The sequence below is a fragment of the Arthrobacter woluwensis genome, from assembly GCF_030816155.1.
GTDB classification, from domain to species: Bacteria; Actinomycetota; Actinomycetes; order Actinomycetales; family Micrococcaceae; genus Arthrobacter_E; species Arthrobacter_E woluwensis_A.
In genome coordinates this window covers 378,326-396,367 of the sequence record NZ_JAUSXR010000001.1, presented here as the reverse complement: position 1 = coordinate 396,367, position 18,042 = coordinate 378,326, and the positions used below count along the sequence as shown (strand labels likewise).

The following is an 18,042-nucleotide window of genomic DNA, read 5'->3' as shown; positions in this document are numbered from 1 at the left end:
CGTGATGCCCGATCCGACCGACACTGTTCAGCCGGCGAGCGCGAGCACGAACGGCAGCACTGCGCCGGCCCCGGCCTGGCGGAGCGAGCGCCCGGCCACGACGACCGTCCACCGGGTGTCGACCGAATCGTCCACCAGGAGGATCGTCGCGCCCGGGTTCTGCGCGAGGAACTCCTCGATCTGAGGCGTCGGGCCGAAGCGGTCCCACACCTCGGCCAGACGGTAGGCGCTGTTCCCGCGACGGCCCGCGCCGCCCATCGAATGGCGCACACCCAGCGATCCCAGATACGGCATGCGTCCGATCTCCGCGAGTCCGGTGGCGACGGATTCGATCAACTGCGGTCGTCGCTGAGAAGGGACCGCGACCACGGCCAGCGGTCGATCCTGGCCGCTCCAGGGTTCGGCGCCCCGGTTCTCCGGGCGGCCCCAGTCACGGAGCACGGCGACGCACGCCCGGAGCATGTCCTCCCGCACGGGCGCGTCCTCCGCACTCTCGGCGAGCACCTCCCGGAGCGGACCACCCCAGCCCAGATCGCTCAATCGTGCGAGCGCCCGGCCTTCGGCCACGGCTTCCGCAGGTGGGATCTTGCCCTTCACCGGGACGCCCAGCCGGTCCATCCCGGTGGGCCACAACGAGCGGGTCTCGACGACGGCGCCCACTTTGTCCAGTTCGGCCGCGGCGGCATTGAGCGCCTCACGGCTGACCCCGCTGGGGTACCAGGGCCCGGCGCAGTTGTCGCAGCGGCCGCACGCGTGGGCATCGGGATCGTCCAGGACGGAGGTGATGAACTCCATCCGGCACCCGGCGGTCTCCTGGTAGATCACCATGAGGTCCTGTTCCTGCACCCGGGCCTCGGCGATACGGGCGTACCGCTCGGCGTCGTAGAACCAGCCCTTGCCGGTGGACTGCCAGCCGCCTTGCACGCGCTCGACCGCCCCGTCCACGGCCAGGACCTTCAAGAGGAGCTCCAGCCGCGAGCGCCCCAGGTCCACCCGGGGTTCGAGCGCGGGACTGGACAACGGCTTGGGCGAAGTCTCCAGGGCGTCCAGCACCGCCATGGCCTTCTCCTGCTCCGGCATGGACGCCGTGGCGAAGTATTTCCAGATCTCGCGGTCCTCCGCCCCCGGGAGCAGCAGGACATCGGCATTGGCGCCGCCACGGCCCGCACGGCCGACTTGCTGGTAGTACGCCACAGGCGAGCTGGGAGCGCCGAGGTGGACCACGAAGCCAAGATCCGGCTTGTCGAAGCCCATCCCCAGCGCCGAGGTGGCCACGAGGGCCTTGACCTGGTTGTCCTTCAGCCGCTGTTCCGCAAGTTCGCGCTCCGCGGTGTCCGTCTTCCCGCTGTAGGACAGCACCTCGTAGCCGCGTTCGGACAGCATCCGCGCCGTCTCTTCTGCGGCGGAGACGGTGAGCGTGTAGATGATCCCGCTGCCGGGCAGGTCCTTGAGGTGCTCGGCGAGCCAGGCGAGGCGCGCGGTGTTGTCCGGCAGCTTGAGGACACCCAGGCGCAGCGAATCACGCCCCAGGGTTCCGCGGATGGTGAGCACGTCCGTGCCGAGCTGTTCCTCGATGTCATGAACCACGCGGGAGTTGGCGGTGGCCGTGGTGGCCAGGACCGGGACGTTGCCGGGCAGCTGCCGGATCAGGTCCGCGATGCGCCGGTAGTCCGGACGGAAGTCGTGGCCCCAATCGGAGATGCAGTGTGCTTCGTCCACCACCAGCAGACCTGTTCGGCGGATCAGCTCGGGCAGCTCCCGTTCCCGGAACGCCGGATTGACGAGCCGTTCCGGGGAGACGAGAAGAACATCCACCTCATCCGCCGCGAGCCGGGCCGAGACGTTCTCCCAGTCGAGCTGGTTGGCGGAGTTGATCGCCACGGCTCTGACTCCGGCGCGGGCCGCCGCTTCGACCTGGTCCCTCATGAGAGCGAGCAACGGCGAGACGATCAGTGTGGGACCAGCACCACGGCGCCGGAGGAGCAGGGACGCCACGAAGTACACCGCGGATTTACCCCAGCCGGTGCGCTGGACCACCAGGGCCCGGCGCGAGTGATCGACCAGCGCCTCGATGGCCTCGAACTGGCCCTCGTGGAACTCGGCATCCGGATTGTTCACCAGGTCCCTCAGAACCTGGACGGCCTCCTGATAGCTCCTGCTCTGGGTGTGCACCGCGTTCGTCTCAGCCATGGTCCCCAGTATTCCGCACGGGCTCCCGGCCCCCACCACGAGCGGTCCCGTATGTGGACAAGGACACGTCCCCGGGAACTCACCGGCCCAGACCGGCGCACCGGCAAAGCGACCGACAGCGCCACATCAGCCCGGACCCAGGCCACCCCCGGCCCCTGTCAGCCCCGCGAACTCCGCATGGCACGGACGTGCTGCACGGCGGGATCCGCGGCGAGCTCCGCATAGCGCTCGGAGCCGAGCGGCACGAGGGCGACGCGGCCGTCGTCGTCGTGATGGATGCCCCATCCGTAGCGCTTGCCCAATGGCGAGGCCCGCAGGCAGGGCTGGCCCCTGGAGAAGAACGCCGCCCTCGCCTCGGGCCACTCCTCCGGAGGAATCCCCTGCCGTTCGGCGTGGACCTGGAAGAGCACGTCGTCCGAGGTCAACCGGTACGGAGCAGCGTCGAGGAGCTCGAACTGCCGTTGAGCCACGGTCGGCGTCGCGCGAGCCGCCGGAACCTCCGCGGACACGACCGGGCAATCTTCGGCGACTTCGATGAAGGTGGTCCGGTAATTGGTGGTGTGGCCGTTCTCGGTCTTCATACGGCCATTGTGCCGCGTGGTTATCCACAGGAGAAGAAAAAATCTCAGGCGTCTACGTAAACTAAGCGAGTGACTGAACAGCAGCAGAGCATCGACCTTTCCCCGTCCTTCAAGGCGTACGACGTGCGTGGCCTCGTGGGCGAGACCATCACGGCCGAGATCGTGGAGGCCGTCGGCGCCGCCTTCGTCGATGTTCTGGGCCTCGCAGGGCAGACCATCCTGGTGGGCGGTGACATGCGCCCGTCCTCCCCCGAGTTCGCTCAGAAGTTCGCCGAGGGCGCGGCTGCCCGCGGCGCCAACCCCCAGCTTCTGGGGCTCATCTCCACGGATGAGCTCTACTTCGCCTGTGGCGCTCTGGACGCGGCCGGCGCCACCTTCACCGCCAGCCACAACCCGGCGGCCTACAACGGCATCAAGATGGCCAAGGCGGGCGCCGTGCCGATCTCGTCCGAGTCCGGCCTCAAGGAGATCCAGCACGCCGCCGAGGAGTACCTGGCCGCCGGCGTGATCCCCTCGGTCGAAACCACCGGCGCCATCACGGAGCGTGACGTCCTCAAGGACTACTCCGAATACCTGCGCCAGTTGGTGGACCTCTCCGGGATCCGCCCGCTCAAGGTCGTGGTGGACGCCGGCAACGGCATGGCCGGCCTGACCACCCCCGCCGTCCTCGGTTCCGAGCTGCTGAGCCCGCTGCCGCTGGACATCACCCCTCTGTACTTCGAGCTCGACGGCACCTTCCCCAACCACCCGGCGAACCCGCTGGAGCCGGAGAACCTGGTGGACCTCCAGAAGGCCGTGGTCGAGCACGGCGCGGACATCGGCCTGGCCTTCGACGGCGACGCCGACCGCTGCTTCGTCATCGACGAGAAGGGCGAGCCGGTCTCCCCCTCCGCCATCACGGGCATGGTCGCCCGCCGCGAGATCGCCCGCGCCAAGGCACTCGGCGAGGAGACCCCGGTGATCATCCACAACCTGCTCACCTCCCTCGCGGTGCCGGAACTCATCGAGCACGACGGCGGCCGCGCCGTCCGCACGCGCGTGGGCCACTCCTTCATCAAGGCCGTCATGGCCGAGGAAGGCGCCGTGTTCGGCGGCGAGCACTCCGCCCACTTCTACTTCCGCGACTTCTTCAACGCGGACACCGGCATGCTGGCCGCCATGCATGTTCTGGCGGCCCTCGGCGAGCAGGGCGGCCCGCTGTCCGAGCTGGCCCGTGAGTACGAGCCGTACGTCTCCTCCGGCGAGATCAACTCCGAGATCGAGGACAAGGCCGGTGCCGTCGCACGGGTCCGCGCCGACTTCGAGGGCGAGGGCGTCACCGAGGACACCATGGACGGCAGCACGTTCAGCGCCGCCGATGGTTCCTGGTGGTTCAACCTGCGCCCGTCCAACACGGAGCCCTTCCTGCGCCTGAACGCCGAGGCGAAGGACGCCGAGACCATGGCGAAGGTCCGGGACCGCGTCCTGGCGCTCGTCCGCCGCTGACCCCGGAGCGCGGTGCTGCACCGCATCGCGCCGCCGGACGACAGCTCTCGAGTGGGGCCCGGAAACGGGCCCCACTCGCATGTCAGCCGGTCGTCACAAACCCCACGTCTGATATCCCGGACAGTGTCACCCGTCACAAGGCCTCCCGCGTCGCCCGCGTGCGATGTCCTGGTGTGAGAGCTTTCACGGCCCACACGTTCAAAGGAGATCGTGCCCATGACTTCATCCAGTAACGGACTGCGGCGAGGCCTCAACGCCCGCCACATCCGCTTCATCGCCCTCGGTTCCGCGATCGGCACCGGCCTTTTCTACGGATCCTCAGCGGCCATCCAGGCCGCCGGCCCGGCCGTCCTCTTCGCCTATCTGGTGGGCGGCGCCGTCGTGTTCATGGTGATGCGCGCCCTCGGTGAGATGGCGGTCCGGCACCCCGTGGCCGGCTCGTTCGGCCAGTACGCCTCCCGGTATCTCGGCCCGTACTCCGGCTTCCTGACGGGGTGGACCTACGTCTTCGAGATGTTCGTGGTCGCCCTGGCCGACGTCACGGCCTTCGGGGTGTACATGGGATTCTGGTTCCCGAACGTCGAACGATGGGTCTGGATCCTGTCGGCCGTCTTCATCATCGCGGCGGTCAACCTGGTGAGCGTCAAGGTGTTCGGTGAACTGGAGTTCTGGTTCTCCATCATCAAGATCACGGCCATCATCGCGATGATCGTGGGCGGCATCGCCATCATCGTCTTCGGCCTGAACAACCAGCACGAGAACGCGGCCGGTCTGCACAATCTCTGGGACCACGGCGGTTTGACCCCCAACGGCCTCTGGGGCCTGCTCAGCTCGTTCACCATCGTCATGTTCGCCTTCGGCGGCACCGAGGTCATCGGCATCACGGCCGGTGAGGCCCAGGACCCGAAGAAGGTCATCCCCAAGGCCATCAACTCGGTGCCCGTGCGCATCCTCTTCTTCTACATCCTGACGCTCGGGATCATCATGACCCTGCAGCCGTGGAACACCATCAACGGCGAGGCGAGCCCCTTCGTCTCCATCTTCAGCTCGCTGGGACTGACCGGCGCCGCACACGTGCTCAACGCCGTCGTCATCACCTCCGCCCTCTCCGCGATCAACGCCGACATCTTCGGCGCGGGCCGCATGCTGCACGGCCTGGCGCAGCAGGGCCAGGCCCCGAAGGCCTTCATGAAGACCAGCAAGAGCGGGGTGCCGTTCCTGACCGTCCTCGCGATGGTCGCGTCGCTCCTGCTGGGCGTGCTGCTGAACATCTGGTTCCACGACCAGATCTTCTTCCTGATCGCCGCCCTGGCCACGTTCGCCACCGTGGTGGTGTGGCTCGTCATCCTCCTCTCCCACGTCCGGATGAAGGCGGAGATCACGCGGGACGGCAAGCTCCCGTCCGAGTTCCCGGTCCCCCTGTGGCCGATGGGCAGCTACCTGGCCATCGGGTTCATCGTGTTCGTGATCGTCATGATCGGCGTCCTGCCGGACTCCCAGCCGGCGCTCCTGATCGGCGCCCTGTGGATCGCCGTCCTGACCGCGGTGTACTTCCTCTTCCTCAAGGGCTCCGGCCGCACCCGGATCGAGCTGGTCGATGAGACCGGCATGCTCCCGGTCGTCGATCCCGCCGAGGACACGAGCACCCCGGTCCCGGTGCGCAACGCGCCCTGACGCGCCCCAGCCGTCCGGCCACCAGCCCTGAAGCCCTGAAGCCCTGAAGCCCTCCCGCGCGAGCCGCGCGGGAGGGCTTCGGCGTCGCGCCCCTCTTCTCCTGACGCCCCGTCCGTGATGCCATGGACCCATGACCTTCACCACAGCCCACATGTCCGTCTCCCTGGACGGCTTCGTCGCCGGCCCGGATCAGAGCCTGGAGAACCCACTCGGCAAAGGCGGCCCCCTGCTGCATCGCTGGCACATGGGACCGGAAGAGGAACGCCACGAGGTCGACGCCGACTGGACCGCCCGCCTGCTCCGCCCCCGGGGCGCCTACGTCATGGGCCGGAACATGTTCGGCCCGGTCCGCGGCTCCTGGGACACGATGCCGGACTGGCGCGGCTGGTGGGGTGACGAACCGCCGTATCACGCGCCCGTGTTCGTCCTGACCCACCACGAGCACGACCCGATCGAGATGGAGGGCGGCACCACCTTCCACTTCGTCACGGAAGGCTTCGCCCGCGCCCTGGAACTCGCACGGGAAGCCGGCGACGGCGACGTCGACATCGCGGGTGGCGCTTCAGCCGTGCGGCAGGCACTGGAGGCCGGGGAGCTGGACGAACTCACGCTGGACATCGCCCCCGTGGTGCTCGGTGCGGGTGAGTCGATCTTCCCGGAGGACTCCTCCGGCTACCGCCTGGAGATCGTCGAGACGGCCGGTTCGCCCCTCACCACCCACGTCCGGTACCGGGTGGTGCGTTAGCGGGCGTCCGCCCGACGATCCGCTACAGCGTGGCGGCCTCGGCGTCGTCGTACGCGTCCCGGGCGGCGAGGATCTGTCCCGCATGGGCTTCGGCCCAGATGCGCACGGCATCCAGCGGTCCCAGCAGGCCTTCGCCGAGGGGCGTGAGCCGGTACTCGACCCGGACGGGCACCTCGGCGAAGACCTCGCGGTCCACCAGGCCGTCCCGCTCCAGGGCTCGGAGGGACTGGGTCAGGACTTTGGGGCTGACGCCGTCCACGGCCTGCCGGATCTCCCCGAAACGACGCGCTCCGCCCTTGAGGGCCTGGAAGATGAGCGGGGTCCACTTGTCCCCGATGCGCTGCAGGACCAGGCGCGAGGGGCAGTTCTGGTCCATGACGTCGAAGGGCAAAGTATCCATGAGGTAACTATATGACGTTGAAGTACTTGCTTTCCAATGGATACTGTTGATTCATCAAGCAGCACGCCAGCTACAGAAATGAGGACATCATGAAGATCGCCGTCTACGGTGCCACCGGAATGGTCGGAAGCCAGATCGTCAACGAGGCTCTCAGCCGCGGCCACGAGGTCACCGCTGTGACCCGCCAGGGCCTCGACGTCGAGGGCGCCACCGCCGTCGCCGCCGAGTTCAGCGACACCGCGACCCTGGAGCGCCTCGCCCAGGAGAACGACGTCGTCGTCATCTCCATCCCCACCCCGCGCAATGGCGACTCCCACGAGCCCATCCTGCAGGCGCACCGCGATCTCATCGACGCCCAGCCGGACGCCCGTGTCTACGTGGTCGGCGGCGCCGGATCCCTCATGGCCGACGCGACCACCCGCCTGGTTGACGCCATGGGCTTCCCGGAGGCCTACCGCGCCGAAGCCCAGAGCTTCACCACCATCCTCGGCCTGTACGAGGCCGCACCGGAAGGCCTGGACTGGACCATGCAGTCCCCCGCCCCCGAGATCGCTCCGGGCGAGCGCACCGGCAAGTACCACGTGGAGCGCGATTCCATCGCCGGCCCGTTCATCTCCACGCAGGACTTCGCCGTGGCCGCCCTCGACGAGATCGAGAACCCGCAGTTCCGCCGCGCGCGTTTCAACGCCGCCAACTGAGTCCACACCCCTGCGCGGCTTCCGCGAGGGAACACTTGAGGCCCTTTCCCGCCCTGGGAAGGGGCCTCAGCTGTTCCCTCGCGGGGCATGCAGCACCTCGGGCAGGAGGAAACGGTCCTCCAGGAGCTCGATCCGCCACGCGCCGCAGTCCTCGCACCGCTCGTAGAGCACCACTCCATCGGACGAGGAGTGCCGGGACCGGACGGCCCAGAGGTGTTCGTGGAGACCGGCCTGCACGGCCGGTTGAAGCGCTGTTCTGGTGTCCATGGATCCAGCCTGATGTAATGGCCTTATGCATCTCAACCCTTACGGAGAGTATGCCGTCCTCCTGGCCGCTTCCCTCGCCAACGACTGGCCGGCCGACCGCGACGGCATCGTGTCCCGCACACGCCACTTCGGGATGACTATGGAATTCCCCGAGGAGCCCGGGGACCACGCCAGGCTCAGGGTCGCCCTGGACGAGTGGCTCGAGGTGGTGGACGCGGCCGACGGCTCCGGGCGGGCGCGGCTCCTCAACCGGATCATGGCGGACGAAGCGGCTTACCCCCATCTCACGGACCACGACGGCGAGGGCTGGCATCTCCACTACCGCGACGACGACAAGGGCCTCCCGAGCACCCTGAGAGCCGTCTTCGCGGTCGGCACCGCCCTGCACCTGACGACGCGCGGCATGCACCGGCTGTCCCGCTGCGCCGCGGGGGCGGACGTCGACGGCGAGTGCCGGAACGTCGTCGTCGACGTCTCGCGCAACGGCACCCAGAAGTACTGCTCGGTGCGCTGCGCGAATCGCGCGGCGGTCCGCCGGCACCGCGCCGCCCGCCGCTGATTCAGGCCGCAGACGCCGCGAGGGAACAGTTCGTGCCCGCAAAACGACTCTTTGCGGGCATGAGCTGTTCCCTCGCGGAGATGGGGATGGGGGCGGACGGCGGCCGTTAGAAGAGCTGCCGCCAGTTGGTCCGGGCCAGATCCAGCAGCTCGTCGCCGCGGCCCGACATGACCGTGCGCAGGGCGTACAGCGCGAAGCCCTTCGCCTGTTCCAGCGAGACGGCGGGCGGCACGGACAGTTCCTGCCGCGCGGTGACGACGTCGATCAGTGCCGGACCGTCGTACGCGAGGGCCTCCTGCACCGCGCCTTCCAGGTCGTCGGCGTTCTCCACGCGGATGCCCTTGATGCCCAGCGCCTCGGCCACGGCCGCGAAGTTCGGGTTGGAGAGGCCCGTGCCGAAGTTCACGAAGCCGGCGGCCTTCATCTCCAGCTCCACGAAGTTCAGCGAGGAGTTGTTGAAGACCACCAGCTTGACCGGGAGCTTGTTCTGCGTGAGCGTGATGAGCTCGCCCATCAGCATCGTCAGGCCGCCGTCGCCCGCGAGCGCCACGACCTGCCGCTCCGGTTCGAGGGCCGCGGCGCCGATCCCGTGGACCAGGGCGTTGGCCATGCTGCCGTGGTTGAACGAGCCGATCAGGCGCCGCTTCCCGTTCATCGTCAGATACCGCGCGGCCCACACGACCGGCGAGCCGACGTCCGCGGTGAACACGGCGTCGTCGGCCGCGAGACGGTCCACGACCCGCGCCACGTACTGCGGGTGCAGCGGCTGGCCCTTCCGGGTGGGGCTCGCGAGTTCGTCGAGCTTGGCCCGGGTCTTGGCGTAGTGCTTGCGCGCCGAGTCCAGGTGCGAACGGTCCTTCTTGCGCTCCAGCAGGGGCAGCAGCGCCTGGGCCGTGTCCTTGACCGTGCCCACCAGGCCGAGGTCCAGACGGGTCCGGCGGCCGAGCTGTTCACCCCGCACATCGACCTGGATCACCTTGGCGTGGTCCGGGTAGAACTGCTGGTACGGGAAGTCGGTGCCGAGCATGAGCAGGGCGTCGCAGTCCTCCATGGCGCGGTAGCCGGAGGCGAAGCCGAGAAGACCGGTCATGCCGACATCGAAGGGGTTGTCGTACTCGATGAACTCCTTGCCGCGCAGCGCGTGCACGATCGGCGCGCCGAGCGCGTCCGCCAGGGCCACGACCTGCTCGTGGGCGCCCTGGACACCGGCGCCGGCGAGGATGGTGACCTTGGACGCGGAGTTCAGGATTCCCGCGGCCTCCCGCAGTTCCGGCTCGGATGGGACGATCCGCGGCTCGGTCTTCCGGATGATCGAGACGGCCTCGCTCGCCGCCTGCGCCAGCGCGACGTCACCCGAGATCACGACCACCGCGACGCCCCGCTTCTCGATGGCGGTCCGCATCGCGATATCCAGGATGCGCGGCATCTGCGAAGGATCGGTGACCTGCTCCGCGTAGACGCTGCACTCCCGGAAGACCTCCTGCGGGTGCGTCTCCTGGAAGTAGTTGGAGCCGATCTCGCTGGTCGGAATGTGAGCCGCGATCGCCAGGACCGGGACGCGGGACCGGTTGGCGTCGTAGAGACCGTTGATGAGGTGCAGATTGCCGGGGCCGCAGGAGCCGGCGCACACGGCGAGTTCGCCCGTGAGCGCAGCCTCGGCCGCCGCCGCGAATGCCGCGGCCTCCTCGTGCCGGACGTGCACCCATTCGATCGAGGGCGTCTCACGGAGCGCGTCGGTGAAGCCGTTCAGGGAGTCACCGGGGATGCCGTAGACGCGGTGGACGCCGTTGGCGGCAAGGGTGTCGACAATGTTCTTTGCGATGGTTGCCATGCTTCCGACCCTACGGCCCGGTAACGTCGCACGGAACCCCGGCCACGCGACTCGTTCCTCACAGTTCCCTGTGACGCGCTGGACACCACACTCCGTGATGCTGGACGCACGACGACGGCGGCCCGGCCACGGCGCGCAGGTGAACCAGCGCAGGGGCCCCGGCCTCGCAGGTCACCCCTGTCCGGCGGGCTCCGGAGTCCGGTCGCCTGCGCGAGGCGGGACTTCCGCGATCCCGGCAGCGGCGGAGGCCCGCACCGGGTCCGTGGCGACCGCCGTCGCGGCAGCGGCTTCCGGCACTGCTGCCGTGGTCGGTGGACCTGCCGCCGTCGTCGTCCGAATCCTCGTCCGGCCCCGCCGCGCCAGAAGTGTCCCACCCGACTGCGAGACGGCCACTCCGGCGAGCAGGACCGCCCCGCCCACCAGGTCCCAGAGGCCGGGGATCTCGCCGAAGGCGAGCCAGCCCGCGAGCATGGCGACCGGCGGCACCACCAAGGTGAACGGCACCACCTGCGCGGCGGGGTACTTCTGCAGCAGCCCGTTCCAGACCGTGAACGCCAGGAGGGTCGAGATCAGGACCGTGAACACCGTGCTCGCCCAGGCCACCGGGCTCATCGCGACCAGGGCCCGGGCCGGGGCGGCAGGTCCGTCCAGGAGCATCGACAGCGCCAGCAACGGCACCGGGACCACCGCCGCGGACCACACGACCAGGGAGAACGGCTTGGCTCCCCGCGCCGAGCGGGACACCACATTGCCCAAGCCCCAGGACAGACCGCCCGCGAGTCCGAGCAGCAGCGGCAGCAGGTCCGCGGAGGCACCCCGGCCCAGCACCACGATCCCCAGGCCGAGCACCCCCGCGCCGATCCCCAGGAGCTGGACCCGGCCCGGCCGTTCCCCGAGGAACACCGCTGCCAGCAGGACGGTGAACAGGACCTGGCTCTGCAGGATGAGCGGCGCCAGGCCCGACGGCAGGCCCAGGTGCATCGCCAGGTAGATGAAGCCGAGGTGCCCCGCGCTCATGAACAGCCCGACGCCCACCACGGTCCACCACGGGACCCGCGGCCGCGGGACGAACAGCATCAGAGGGAACGCCACCAGGGCGAAGCGGAGCGCGGCGAAGGTCAGGGGCGGGACATCGCGGAGGCCGGCCTCGATGGCGACGAAGTTGACGCCCCAGATCAGTGCGACGAGCAGGGCCAGCAGGACATGACGGGTTTTCACCTCCTCATCCTGTCGCGGGGGAGTCTTTAGCACCAGCGTTGATTTCTATCGCTGATTCGGTAGCATTTCTGCATGATCGATCTCCAGGCGCTCCAGGCCCTCGTCGCGGTCCATCGGACGGGCAGCGTGGCCTCCGCTGCCGTCGAACTCGGCTTCACCCCCTCCGCCGTCTCCCAGCAGATCAAAAAGCTCGAACGCCACTCGAAAGCCGTGCTCCTGGAACGTCATGGCCGCGGGGTGCTCCTCACCGAGCGCGGCCGGGCCCTGGTCGAGCACGGTGGCCGGATCCTCTCCGAGCTCGAAGAGATGGAGTCGATCCTCACCGCCGGCGAGCAGCCGAAAGGCACCTTCACCGTCGCCAGCTTCTCCACCGCGGCCCGCGGGCTGCTGGTCAGCGTCGCGGCCCGTCTGGCCGAGAAGGCGCCGGAGATGCGCCTGGAAGTGGTCGCCGTGGATCCGGCCGAGGCGGTCGGCAAAGTGGCCCATGGAGACGTGGACCTCGCCATCGTCCACGACTGGAACTCGGTGGCCCTGGAGATCCCCGGAAACGTCCTGCTGGAGCCGCTCTGCCACGACGTCGCGGACATCATGCTGCCCTCCACGCATCCACTGGCCGCGCTCGACGCCGTTCCCCGCGCCGCCTTGCTGCGGGAGACCTGGTGCTCGCAGCCGCGCGGGGCGATCTGCCATGAAGCACTGCTCCGGCTCCTGGCGAGCGAAGGCGTCACCCCGCACATCGCGTACATCGACCCGGACTTCGCCACCCATCTGGAGTTCGTGGCGCAGGGGCTCGCGCTCGCGTTCGTGCCACGCCTGGGCCGGGGCGCGCTGCCCGCCGGGGTCGTGGCCAGGCCTCTCGCCGGAGAACAGGCCCACCGCTCGGTCTCCGCGGCGTACCGGCAGACCATGTCCGCGAGCCCGGGGGTTCAGCTCCTCGTCCGGCTCCTGCACGAAGCGGCAGGCTCCGCGCAGGCGTGAGCACGACGGCGCGCGGCCGCACGGGCGGACGGCGCTCAGCACGGCGCGGCGGGCCGCCGTCGTCGCCGCTGACCTCGCTGCGGGATGTCTCACCTCGCTGCCGCGCGTAGCGGACTCAGCCCGGGAACAGCGACTTCAGCGGACCACCTAGAAGCAGGACCACCAAAAAACACCACGGCCCGGATGCCTCAACGCGGAAACGCCAAGACCCCCGGAGTTCCGGGGGTCTTGGCGTCGGCACGGCTTACAGGCCGTGGAGGTTCACTCAGGAAGCGAGGCGGCTCTTCAGCCCGTCCAGCTCCGCGCGGAGGTCCGCGGGAAGGGCCTCACCGAAGTTGGCGTACCAGTCCTCGATGCTCGCGGCCTCGACCTCCCACTCCTCCGGGCGGAACGCCAGCGCGGCGTCCAGTTCCTCGGCGGAGACGTCCAAGCCGTCGGTGTCCAGGGAGCCGGCCGTCGGCACGAAACCGATCGGGGTCTCGACGGCGTCGGCCTTGCCCTCGATGCGCTCGATGGCCCACTTCAGCACGCGGGAGTTCTCACCGAAACCGGGCCACGCGAAGCCACCCTCGGGGGTGCGGCGGAACCAGTTGACCAGGAAGATCTTCGGCAGCTTCTCCGGATTCGCCTTGGCGGACAGGGAGATCCAGTGCTTGAGGTAGTCACCGGCGTTGTAGCCGATGAACGGCAGCATGGCCATGGGATCGCGGCGCACCACACCGACGGCGCCGGCCGCAGCGGCCGTGGTCTCGGAGGAGAGCGTGGAGCCCATGAAGATGCCGTTGGTCCAGTCACGGGCCTCGGTCACCAGCGGAATGGTGGTCTTGCGACGGCCGCCGAACAGGATGGCATCGACCTGGACGCCCTCGGGAGCGAAGTACTCCTCGGCGAGCATGTCGATCTGGTCGATCGGGGTGCAGAAGCGTGAGTTCGGGTGCGCTGCCGGACGGCCCGACTCCGGGGTCCAGTCGTTGCCCTGCCAGTCGGTCAGGTGCGCCGGGGTCTCGTCGGTCATGCCCTCCCACCAGACACCGCCATCGTCCGTCATGGCGACGTTGGTGAAGATGCTGTTGCCCTTGGCGATGGCGCGCATGGCGTTGGGGTTGGTGCCCCAGCCGGTGCCCGGAGCGACGCCGAACAGGCCGGCCTCCGGGTTCACGGCACGGAGTTCGCCGTCCTTGCCGAAGCGCATCCAGTTGATGTCATCGCCGAGGGTCTCGACCTTCCAGCCCTTGATGGTGGGGTCGAGGAGCGCGAGGTTGGTCTTGCCACACGCGGACGGGAAGGCCGCCGCCACGTGGTAGTCCTTGTTCTCCGGGCTGGTGAGCTTGAGGATCAGCATGTGCTCGGCGAGCCAGCCCTCGTCCCGGGCCATCACCGAGGCGATGCGCAGGGAGAAGCACTTCTTACCCAGCAGCGCGTTGCCGCCGTAACCGGAACCGTAGGACACGATCGAGCGCTCCTCCGGGAAGTGCACGATCCACTTGTCCGGGTTGCACGGCCAGGCGACGTCCTTCTGACCGGGCTCCAGCGGAGCGCCCACGGAGTGCAGCGCGGGGACGAAGAACGCGTTCGTGGCGGTCAGCTTGTCCAGCACGTCGGTGCCGATGCGCGCCATGATGCGCATCGAGGCGACCACGTAGGCGGAGTCGGTGATCTCGACGCCGAACTTCGGGTCCTCGGCGTCAAGGTGACCCATGACGAACGGGATGACGTACATGGTGCGGCCACGCATGGAGCCGGCGAAGAGGGTGTTGAGCTTCCCCTTCATCTCGGCGGGGGCCATCCAGTTGTTGGTGAAGCCGGCATCGGCCTCCTTCTCGGAGCAGATGAAGGTCTGCTCTTCCACGCGGGCCACGTCGGCCGGATCGGAGAAGGCGGCGAAGGAGTTCGGGAAGGTCTCCGGGTTGAGGGGGACCAGGGTGCCGGCCTCGACCAGTTCAGTGGTCAGGCGTGCGTACTCTTCTTCGGAACCGTTCACCCAGTAGATGGAGTCCGGCTGCGTCAGTTCTGCCACTTCCTCGACCCAGGCCAGAAGCTTCTGGTGGGTGGTGGGGGCGTCAGCTGTCAGGCGAGACGTCGTCAGATTTCCCATAGTGAGTCCTTTTCGATGGGTTCCTGGGCGGGTGTCTCAATCGTAGGTATGGACCACTGGACGGATTTTCAGCAATATTTGACGACGGAGCCTCTTCCGGGACGTTTTCCGTGGTCGAATCACTCTTTTCGCTCGTTTTTGTGATTAAGGTCACGTAGACCGGTACATGTGCGGGGCGTCACCGGCCGTCGATTTGGAAGCCGCCAGAAGTTCCCGTAAAGTTTATGAAGGTTCAACCGGAAGTCGCTTCCGGAATGATGCCAAGCGCCCATAGCTCAGCTGGATAGAGCGTCTGTCTACGGAACAGAAGGTCAGGGGTTCGAATCCCTTTGGGCGCACCGAGAAGATGAATACGCGAAAGCCCCGGTCCACGGACCGGGGCTTTTTCGTGCCCGGATGCGCGCGCTCCTCGCGCGCTGCCGCCGCTGCGCACCTGCTCGGCCCGCACCCGCCGCTCCCCCGGAACCCGGCCCTTCCCGGACCGTCCGCACGCCGTCGTGCATCCTGAGAAGTTTTCGGGTAAAGTATTTCGAGGTTCGAACGGGAAATCTCCCGGAAGAAACATGCGCCCATAGCTCAGCTGGATAGAGCGTCTGTCTACGGAACAGAAGGTCAGGGGTTCGAATCCCTTTGGGCGCACCGAGAAGATGAATACGCGAAAGCCCCGGTCCACGGACCGGGGCTTTCGCGTTCCCGCCTCACTTTTCCCGTAAGGCGCTGCTTTCGCGGACGGCGCCGGATTCCCGGAAAGCACCGGCGAGCGGCAGGATCGCCAGAACCAGCACGAGGGGCAGCGCGAAACCGAGGCGCAGCGAGTCGGCCCCCACCAGTCCCGTCAGCACGGATCCCAGCAGCGCCCCCACGTAGTTGAACTGATTGAACCGCGCGATCACGGAGTCCACCCGGGCACGGCGCACCGGGTCGTCGGCGCCACCGCTCCCGGCCTGGCCCAGCGCGGCGATCGACCCCGCCACGGAGAACGACAGCGGCGCGATGATGCCTGCACCGAACCCCAGGACCGCGAAGCCCAGCACCGCGATCGCAGCGTCCGGGGCCAGGACCACGACGGCGAGCGCGGCGGCCGAGAGCACGGCGGCGGCGCGCAGGAGCCGCACCGCTCCGAACCGTCCGACGGCCCAGTCCCCCGCGAGCCGCGCCAGGAGCGAGGCCACCAGGTACGGCAGGGTCGCGACGGCCACATTGCCCAGGCCCGTGCCGAAGAGGTCATGGAGATAGGCCGGGCCCCACGTGGAAGCGGCGGTGTCCACCATGTAGAAGAGCACGAGGACCAGGCCCACCACCATCAGCCGCTTCCACGGGATGCTCACCTGAGCGGCTTCGGACCCTGTCTCCGCGCCGCGGTCCCGGCGCAGGAACGGCAGCGCGGTCGCCACCGCCGCGACTACCCCGAAAGGGGTCACGGACGCCGACAGCGCAGCCTCCCCGAAGGCGAGCGCCGCAAGCGTCGCGACGATCCCGCCGGCGGTCCACGCCGCATGGAAACCGGGCAGCAACGTGCGGCGCAAGCGGTGCTCGAGCGCCACGCCCTGCATATTCATCGAGGCGTCCACGGTGCCGAGTCCGATCCCGTAGACGGCCAGGAACAGACAGAAGAGGAGCAGGTCGGGAGCCAGACCCACCCCGATCGCGCCGGCGCCGATCAGCCCGAGCCCCACCCGCAGAGCCTGGGCGGAGTCGAGCCGACGGGCGAGCTGCCCCGCGAGCACCGAACCGGCGCCCGCCAGGACCACCATGCCCAGGAGCACCAAGGACAGGGTGGCCGCATCCAGGCCGAAGAGCCCCTGGATCTGCGGCAGGTGGGTGGTCATCGTGATGAAGAGGAAACCCTGCAGGAAGAAGGCGGCGGCAGTCGCCACCCTCTGCGTGGTCATCCCGCCGGATCGCACGACGGCAGCCGGCTGGCTCATGTCCTTCTCCTCGGGATGTCGGGACTCGGGTTTAGGGGTCGCATGTCGGGTGCCGGATCAGGCGCCGAAGATGCGGCGGATGTGGTCATTGGCGAACAGACCGGCCGGATCGAGTTCCCGGCGGACCCGCTGGAAGTCGTCCCAGCGGGGATACAGCTCCGCGAGCTGCGCGGCGGAGAGGCTGTGGCGCTTCCCCCAGTGCGGCCGGCCTCCGTAGGAGAGGGCGACATCCTGCACGGCCGTGAAGAACTCCTGCCACGGCATGCCGCGGTACATGTGGGCGGCGATGTAGCAGCTCTCGCGGTCGTAGGCCGGGCTCAGGAGGGACTCATGGTCCCCCGCGACGAAGCGGACCTCGAAGGGGAAGTTCACGTCCAGGCCCCGGGCCGTCACCAGCCGCCGCATCTCCGTGAGGGCTTCGACGCAGGCCTCACGCGGCAGGGACCACTCGGTCTCCGTGAAGCGGACACTCCGCTTGCTCACCAGGACCTCGTGGCTGACGCCCGTCCGGGAGGTCGGCGTGACCAGGTCCGTCGCCAGCCGGTTCAGCCGGGGAATCAGCCCGGGGCGGGCGCGGCCCAGTCGGCAGACCAGGTCCAGTGCCGTGTTCTCGAGCAGCTCACCCTCGAGGTAGGAGCGCAACCTGCTCTGGGCGGGGCCAGCAGCGGGACCGGCGTCCCCCGGGACGGGGTCCGCGACGCGGTTGGTCCTCTTGGCCAGCACGGTGCCGCTGTGGGGGAAGGTGAAGAACTCGAAGTGGTCGTTGCCGTCCACGTGCTCATCGAGACGTTCGAGCGTCTCCTCCAGCGAGGCAGGCTCCTGGACACCCTGCAGGGTGAAGGCGGGCACCACGCGAAGGGTGTACGCCGTGATCACCCCGAGCGCCCCCACCGAGACCCGGGCGGCGGACAGGACGTCCGGCCCGGCGGAGGATGCCTGCAGCACCTCACCCTCCGCCGTCACGAGTTCGACGTCCTCCACGCAGGTCGCCAGATTGCCGAGAGTCCGGCCCGTGCCATGCGTGGCGGTCGAGATCGCCCCCGCGAGCGACTGGCTGTCGATGTCCCCCAGGTTCGCCAGGGCCAGGCCGTGCCCATCCAGCAGCCGGTTGAGGTCGCGCAGCCTGGTCCCGGCGGCGACACGGACCGTCCCCGCCTCACGGTCGACGCCGAGCAGGCCGCTCAGCCGGTCGAGGGACAGCAGGGTGCCCGAGGTCAGGACGTTGTCGCCGAAGGAGTGTCCGGCGCCGACCATGCGGATGCCCTGCCCGTGCCGGGCCGCATCGCGGACGGACTCCTGGACAGCCTCCACCGAAGCGGGCTGGACGAGGTTCGCCGGGGTGCAGGCCTGATCTCCGGCCCAGTTCTTCCACATGGCCTCCATGCTCACGCCG

General features: G+C 68.7%; 14 protein-coding genes, 2 tRNA genes and 1 pseudogene. 8 read left to right on the top strand and 9 right to left on the bottom strand.

The genetic code is table 11. The features are described from left to right. Positions 1-27: 27 nt before the first annotated feature. Complete coding sequence (locus tag QFZ52_RS01855) at positions 28-2,190, bottom strand: RecQ family ATP-dependent DNA helicase (protein WP_307495929.1); 2,163 nt, start codon at positions 2,188-2,190, stop codon at positions 28-30. Between the two features lie 158 nt (positions 2,191-2,348). Beyond that, entirely contained in the window at positions 2,349-2,771 is a 423-nt protein-coding gene (locus QFZ52_RS01850) for a DUF6157 family protein (RefSeq protein WP_307495928.1), read from the bottom strand. A 69-nt stretch (positions 2,772-2,840) separates the two neighbouring features. On the opposite strand from QFZ52_RS01850, the gene QFZ52_RS01845 reads away from it, so the two are divergent. From QFZ52_RS01845 to QFZ52_RS01835, 3 genes are all read left to right on the top strand, one after another. Continuing rightward, positions 2,841-4,256: a phosphomannomutase/phosphoglucomutase gene (locus tag QFZ52_RS01845; protein WP_307495926.1), complete on the top strand. Its 1,416-nt coding sequence runs from the start codon at positions 2,841-2,843 to the stop codon at positions 4,254-4,256. A 216-nt stretch (positions 4,257-4,472) separates the two neighbouring features. Further along, positions 4,473-5,930, top strand: coding sequence for an amino acid permease (locus QFZ52_RS01840; RefSeq protein ID WP_307495925.1), 1,458 nt, complete (start codon positions 4,473-4,475; stop codon positions 5,928-5,930). A gap of 130 nt (positions 5,931-6,060) precedes the next feature. Then, complete coding sequence (locus tag QFZ52_RS01835; protein WP_307495924.1) at positions 6,061-6,675, top strand: dihydrofolate reductase family protein; 615 nt, start codon at positions 6,061-6,063, stop codon at positions 6,673-6,675. Between the two features lie 22 nt (positions 6,676-6,697). Here the strand turns inward: QFZ52_RS01835 and QFZ52_RS01830 are convergent, their stop codons facing one another. Next, positions 6,698-7,075: a winged helix-turn-helix transcriptional regulator gene (locus QFZ52_RS01830; protein ID WP_307495923.1), complete on the bottom strand. Its 378-nt coding sequence runs from the start codon at positions 7,073-7,075 to the stop codon at positions 6,698-6,700. 89 nt (positions 7,076-7,164) lie between these two features. On the opposite strand from QFZ52_RS01830, the gene QFZ52_RS01825 reads away from it, so the two are divergent. Next, entirely contained in the window at positions 7,165-7,773 is a 609-nt protein-coding gene (locus QFZ52_RS01825) for an NAD(P)-dependent oxidoreductase (protein ID WP_307495922.1), read from the top strand. A gap of 66 nt (positions 7,774-7,839) precedes the next feature. Here QFZ52_RS01825 and QFZ52_RS01820 read toward each other — a convergent pair whose 3' ends face one another. Next, entirely contained in the window at positions 7,840-8,040 is a 201-nt protein-coding gene (locus QFZ52_RS01820) for a hypothetical protein (RefSeq protein WP_307495921.1), read from the bottom strand. A gap of 25 nt (positions 8,041-8,065) precedes the next feature. Here QFZ52_RS01820 and QFZ52_RS01815 point away from each other — a divergent pair, with 25 nt between their 5' ends. Further along, a complete protein-coding gene (locus QFZ52_RS01815; RefSeq protein ID WP_307495920.1) occupies positions 8,066-8,599 on the top strand; it encodes a CGNR zinc finger domain-containing protein in 534 nt (177 codons plus the stop codon). Positions 8,600-8,705: 106 nt separating this feature from the next. On the opposite strand, the gene poxB is transcribed toward QFZ52_RS01815, so the two are convergent. Further along, positions 8,706-10,430: a ubiquinone-dependent pyruvate dehydrogenase gene (poxB, locus tag QFZ52_RS01810; RefSeq protein WP_307495919.1), complete on the bottom strand. Its 1,725-nt coding sequence runs from the start codon at positions 10,428-10,430 to the stop codon at positions 8,706-8,708. Positions 10,431-10,601: 171 nt separating this feature from the next. Then, the gene (locus QFZ52_RS01805) at positions 10,602-11,648 is read right to left on the bottom strand and encodes an EamA family transporter (RefSeq protein WP_307495918.1); all 1,047 of its coding nucleotides are present in this window, start codon (positions 11,646-11,648) and stop codon (positions 10,602-10,604) included. A gap of 72 nt (positions 11,649-11,720) precedes the next feature. Between QFZ52_RS01805 and QFZ52_RS01800 the strand changes: the two genes are divergently transcribed. Next, complete coding sequence (locus QFZ52_RS01800; RefSeq protein ID WP_307495917.1) at positions 11,721-12,626, top strand: LysR family transcriptional regulator; 906 nt, start codon at positions 11,721-11,723, stop codon at positions 12,624-12,626. Between the two features lie 265 nt (positions 12,627-12,891). Here QFZ52_RS01800 and QFZ52_RS01795 read toward each other — a convergent pair whose 3' ends face one another. After that, positions 12,892-14,721, bottom strand: coding sequence for a phosphoenolpyruvate carboxykinase (GTP) (locus QFZ52_RS01795; protein WP_307495916.1), 1,830 nt, complete (start codon positions 14,719-14,721; stop codon positions 12,892-12,894). A gap of 264 nt (positions 14,722-14,985) precedes the next feature. Between QFZ52_RS01795 and QFZ52_RS01790 the strand changes: the two genes are divergently transcribed. Next, positions 14,986-15,059: transfer RNA gene (locus QFZ52_RS01790), tRNA-Arg, on the top strand. 227 nt (positions 15,060-15,286) lie between these two features. Continuing rightward, a tRNA-Arg gene (locus QFZ52_RS01785) sits at positions 15,287-15,360 on the top strand. 59 nt (positions 15,361-15,419) lie between these two features. Here the strand turns inward: QFZ52_RS01785 and QFZ52_RS01780 are convergent. Both QFZ52_RS01780 and QFZ52_RS01775 read right to left on the bottom strand, forming a co-directional pair. Then, positions 15,420-16,664 (bottom strand): annotated as a pseudogene (locus QFZ52_RS01780) (MFS transporter); the annotation flags it as partial. A 42-nt stretch (positions 16,665-16,706) separates the two neighbouring features. Continuing rightward, positions 16,707-18,023, bottom strand: a complete 1,317-nt coding sequence (locus QFZ52_RS01775) for a D-arabinono-1,4-lactone oxidase (protein ID WP_307495912.1) — start codon at positions 18,021-18,023, stop codon at positions 16,707-16,709. Positions 18,024-18,042 lie beyond the last annotated feature (19 nt).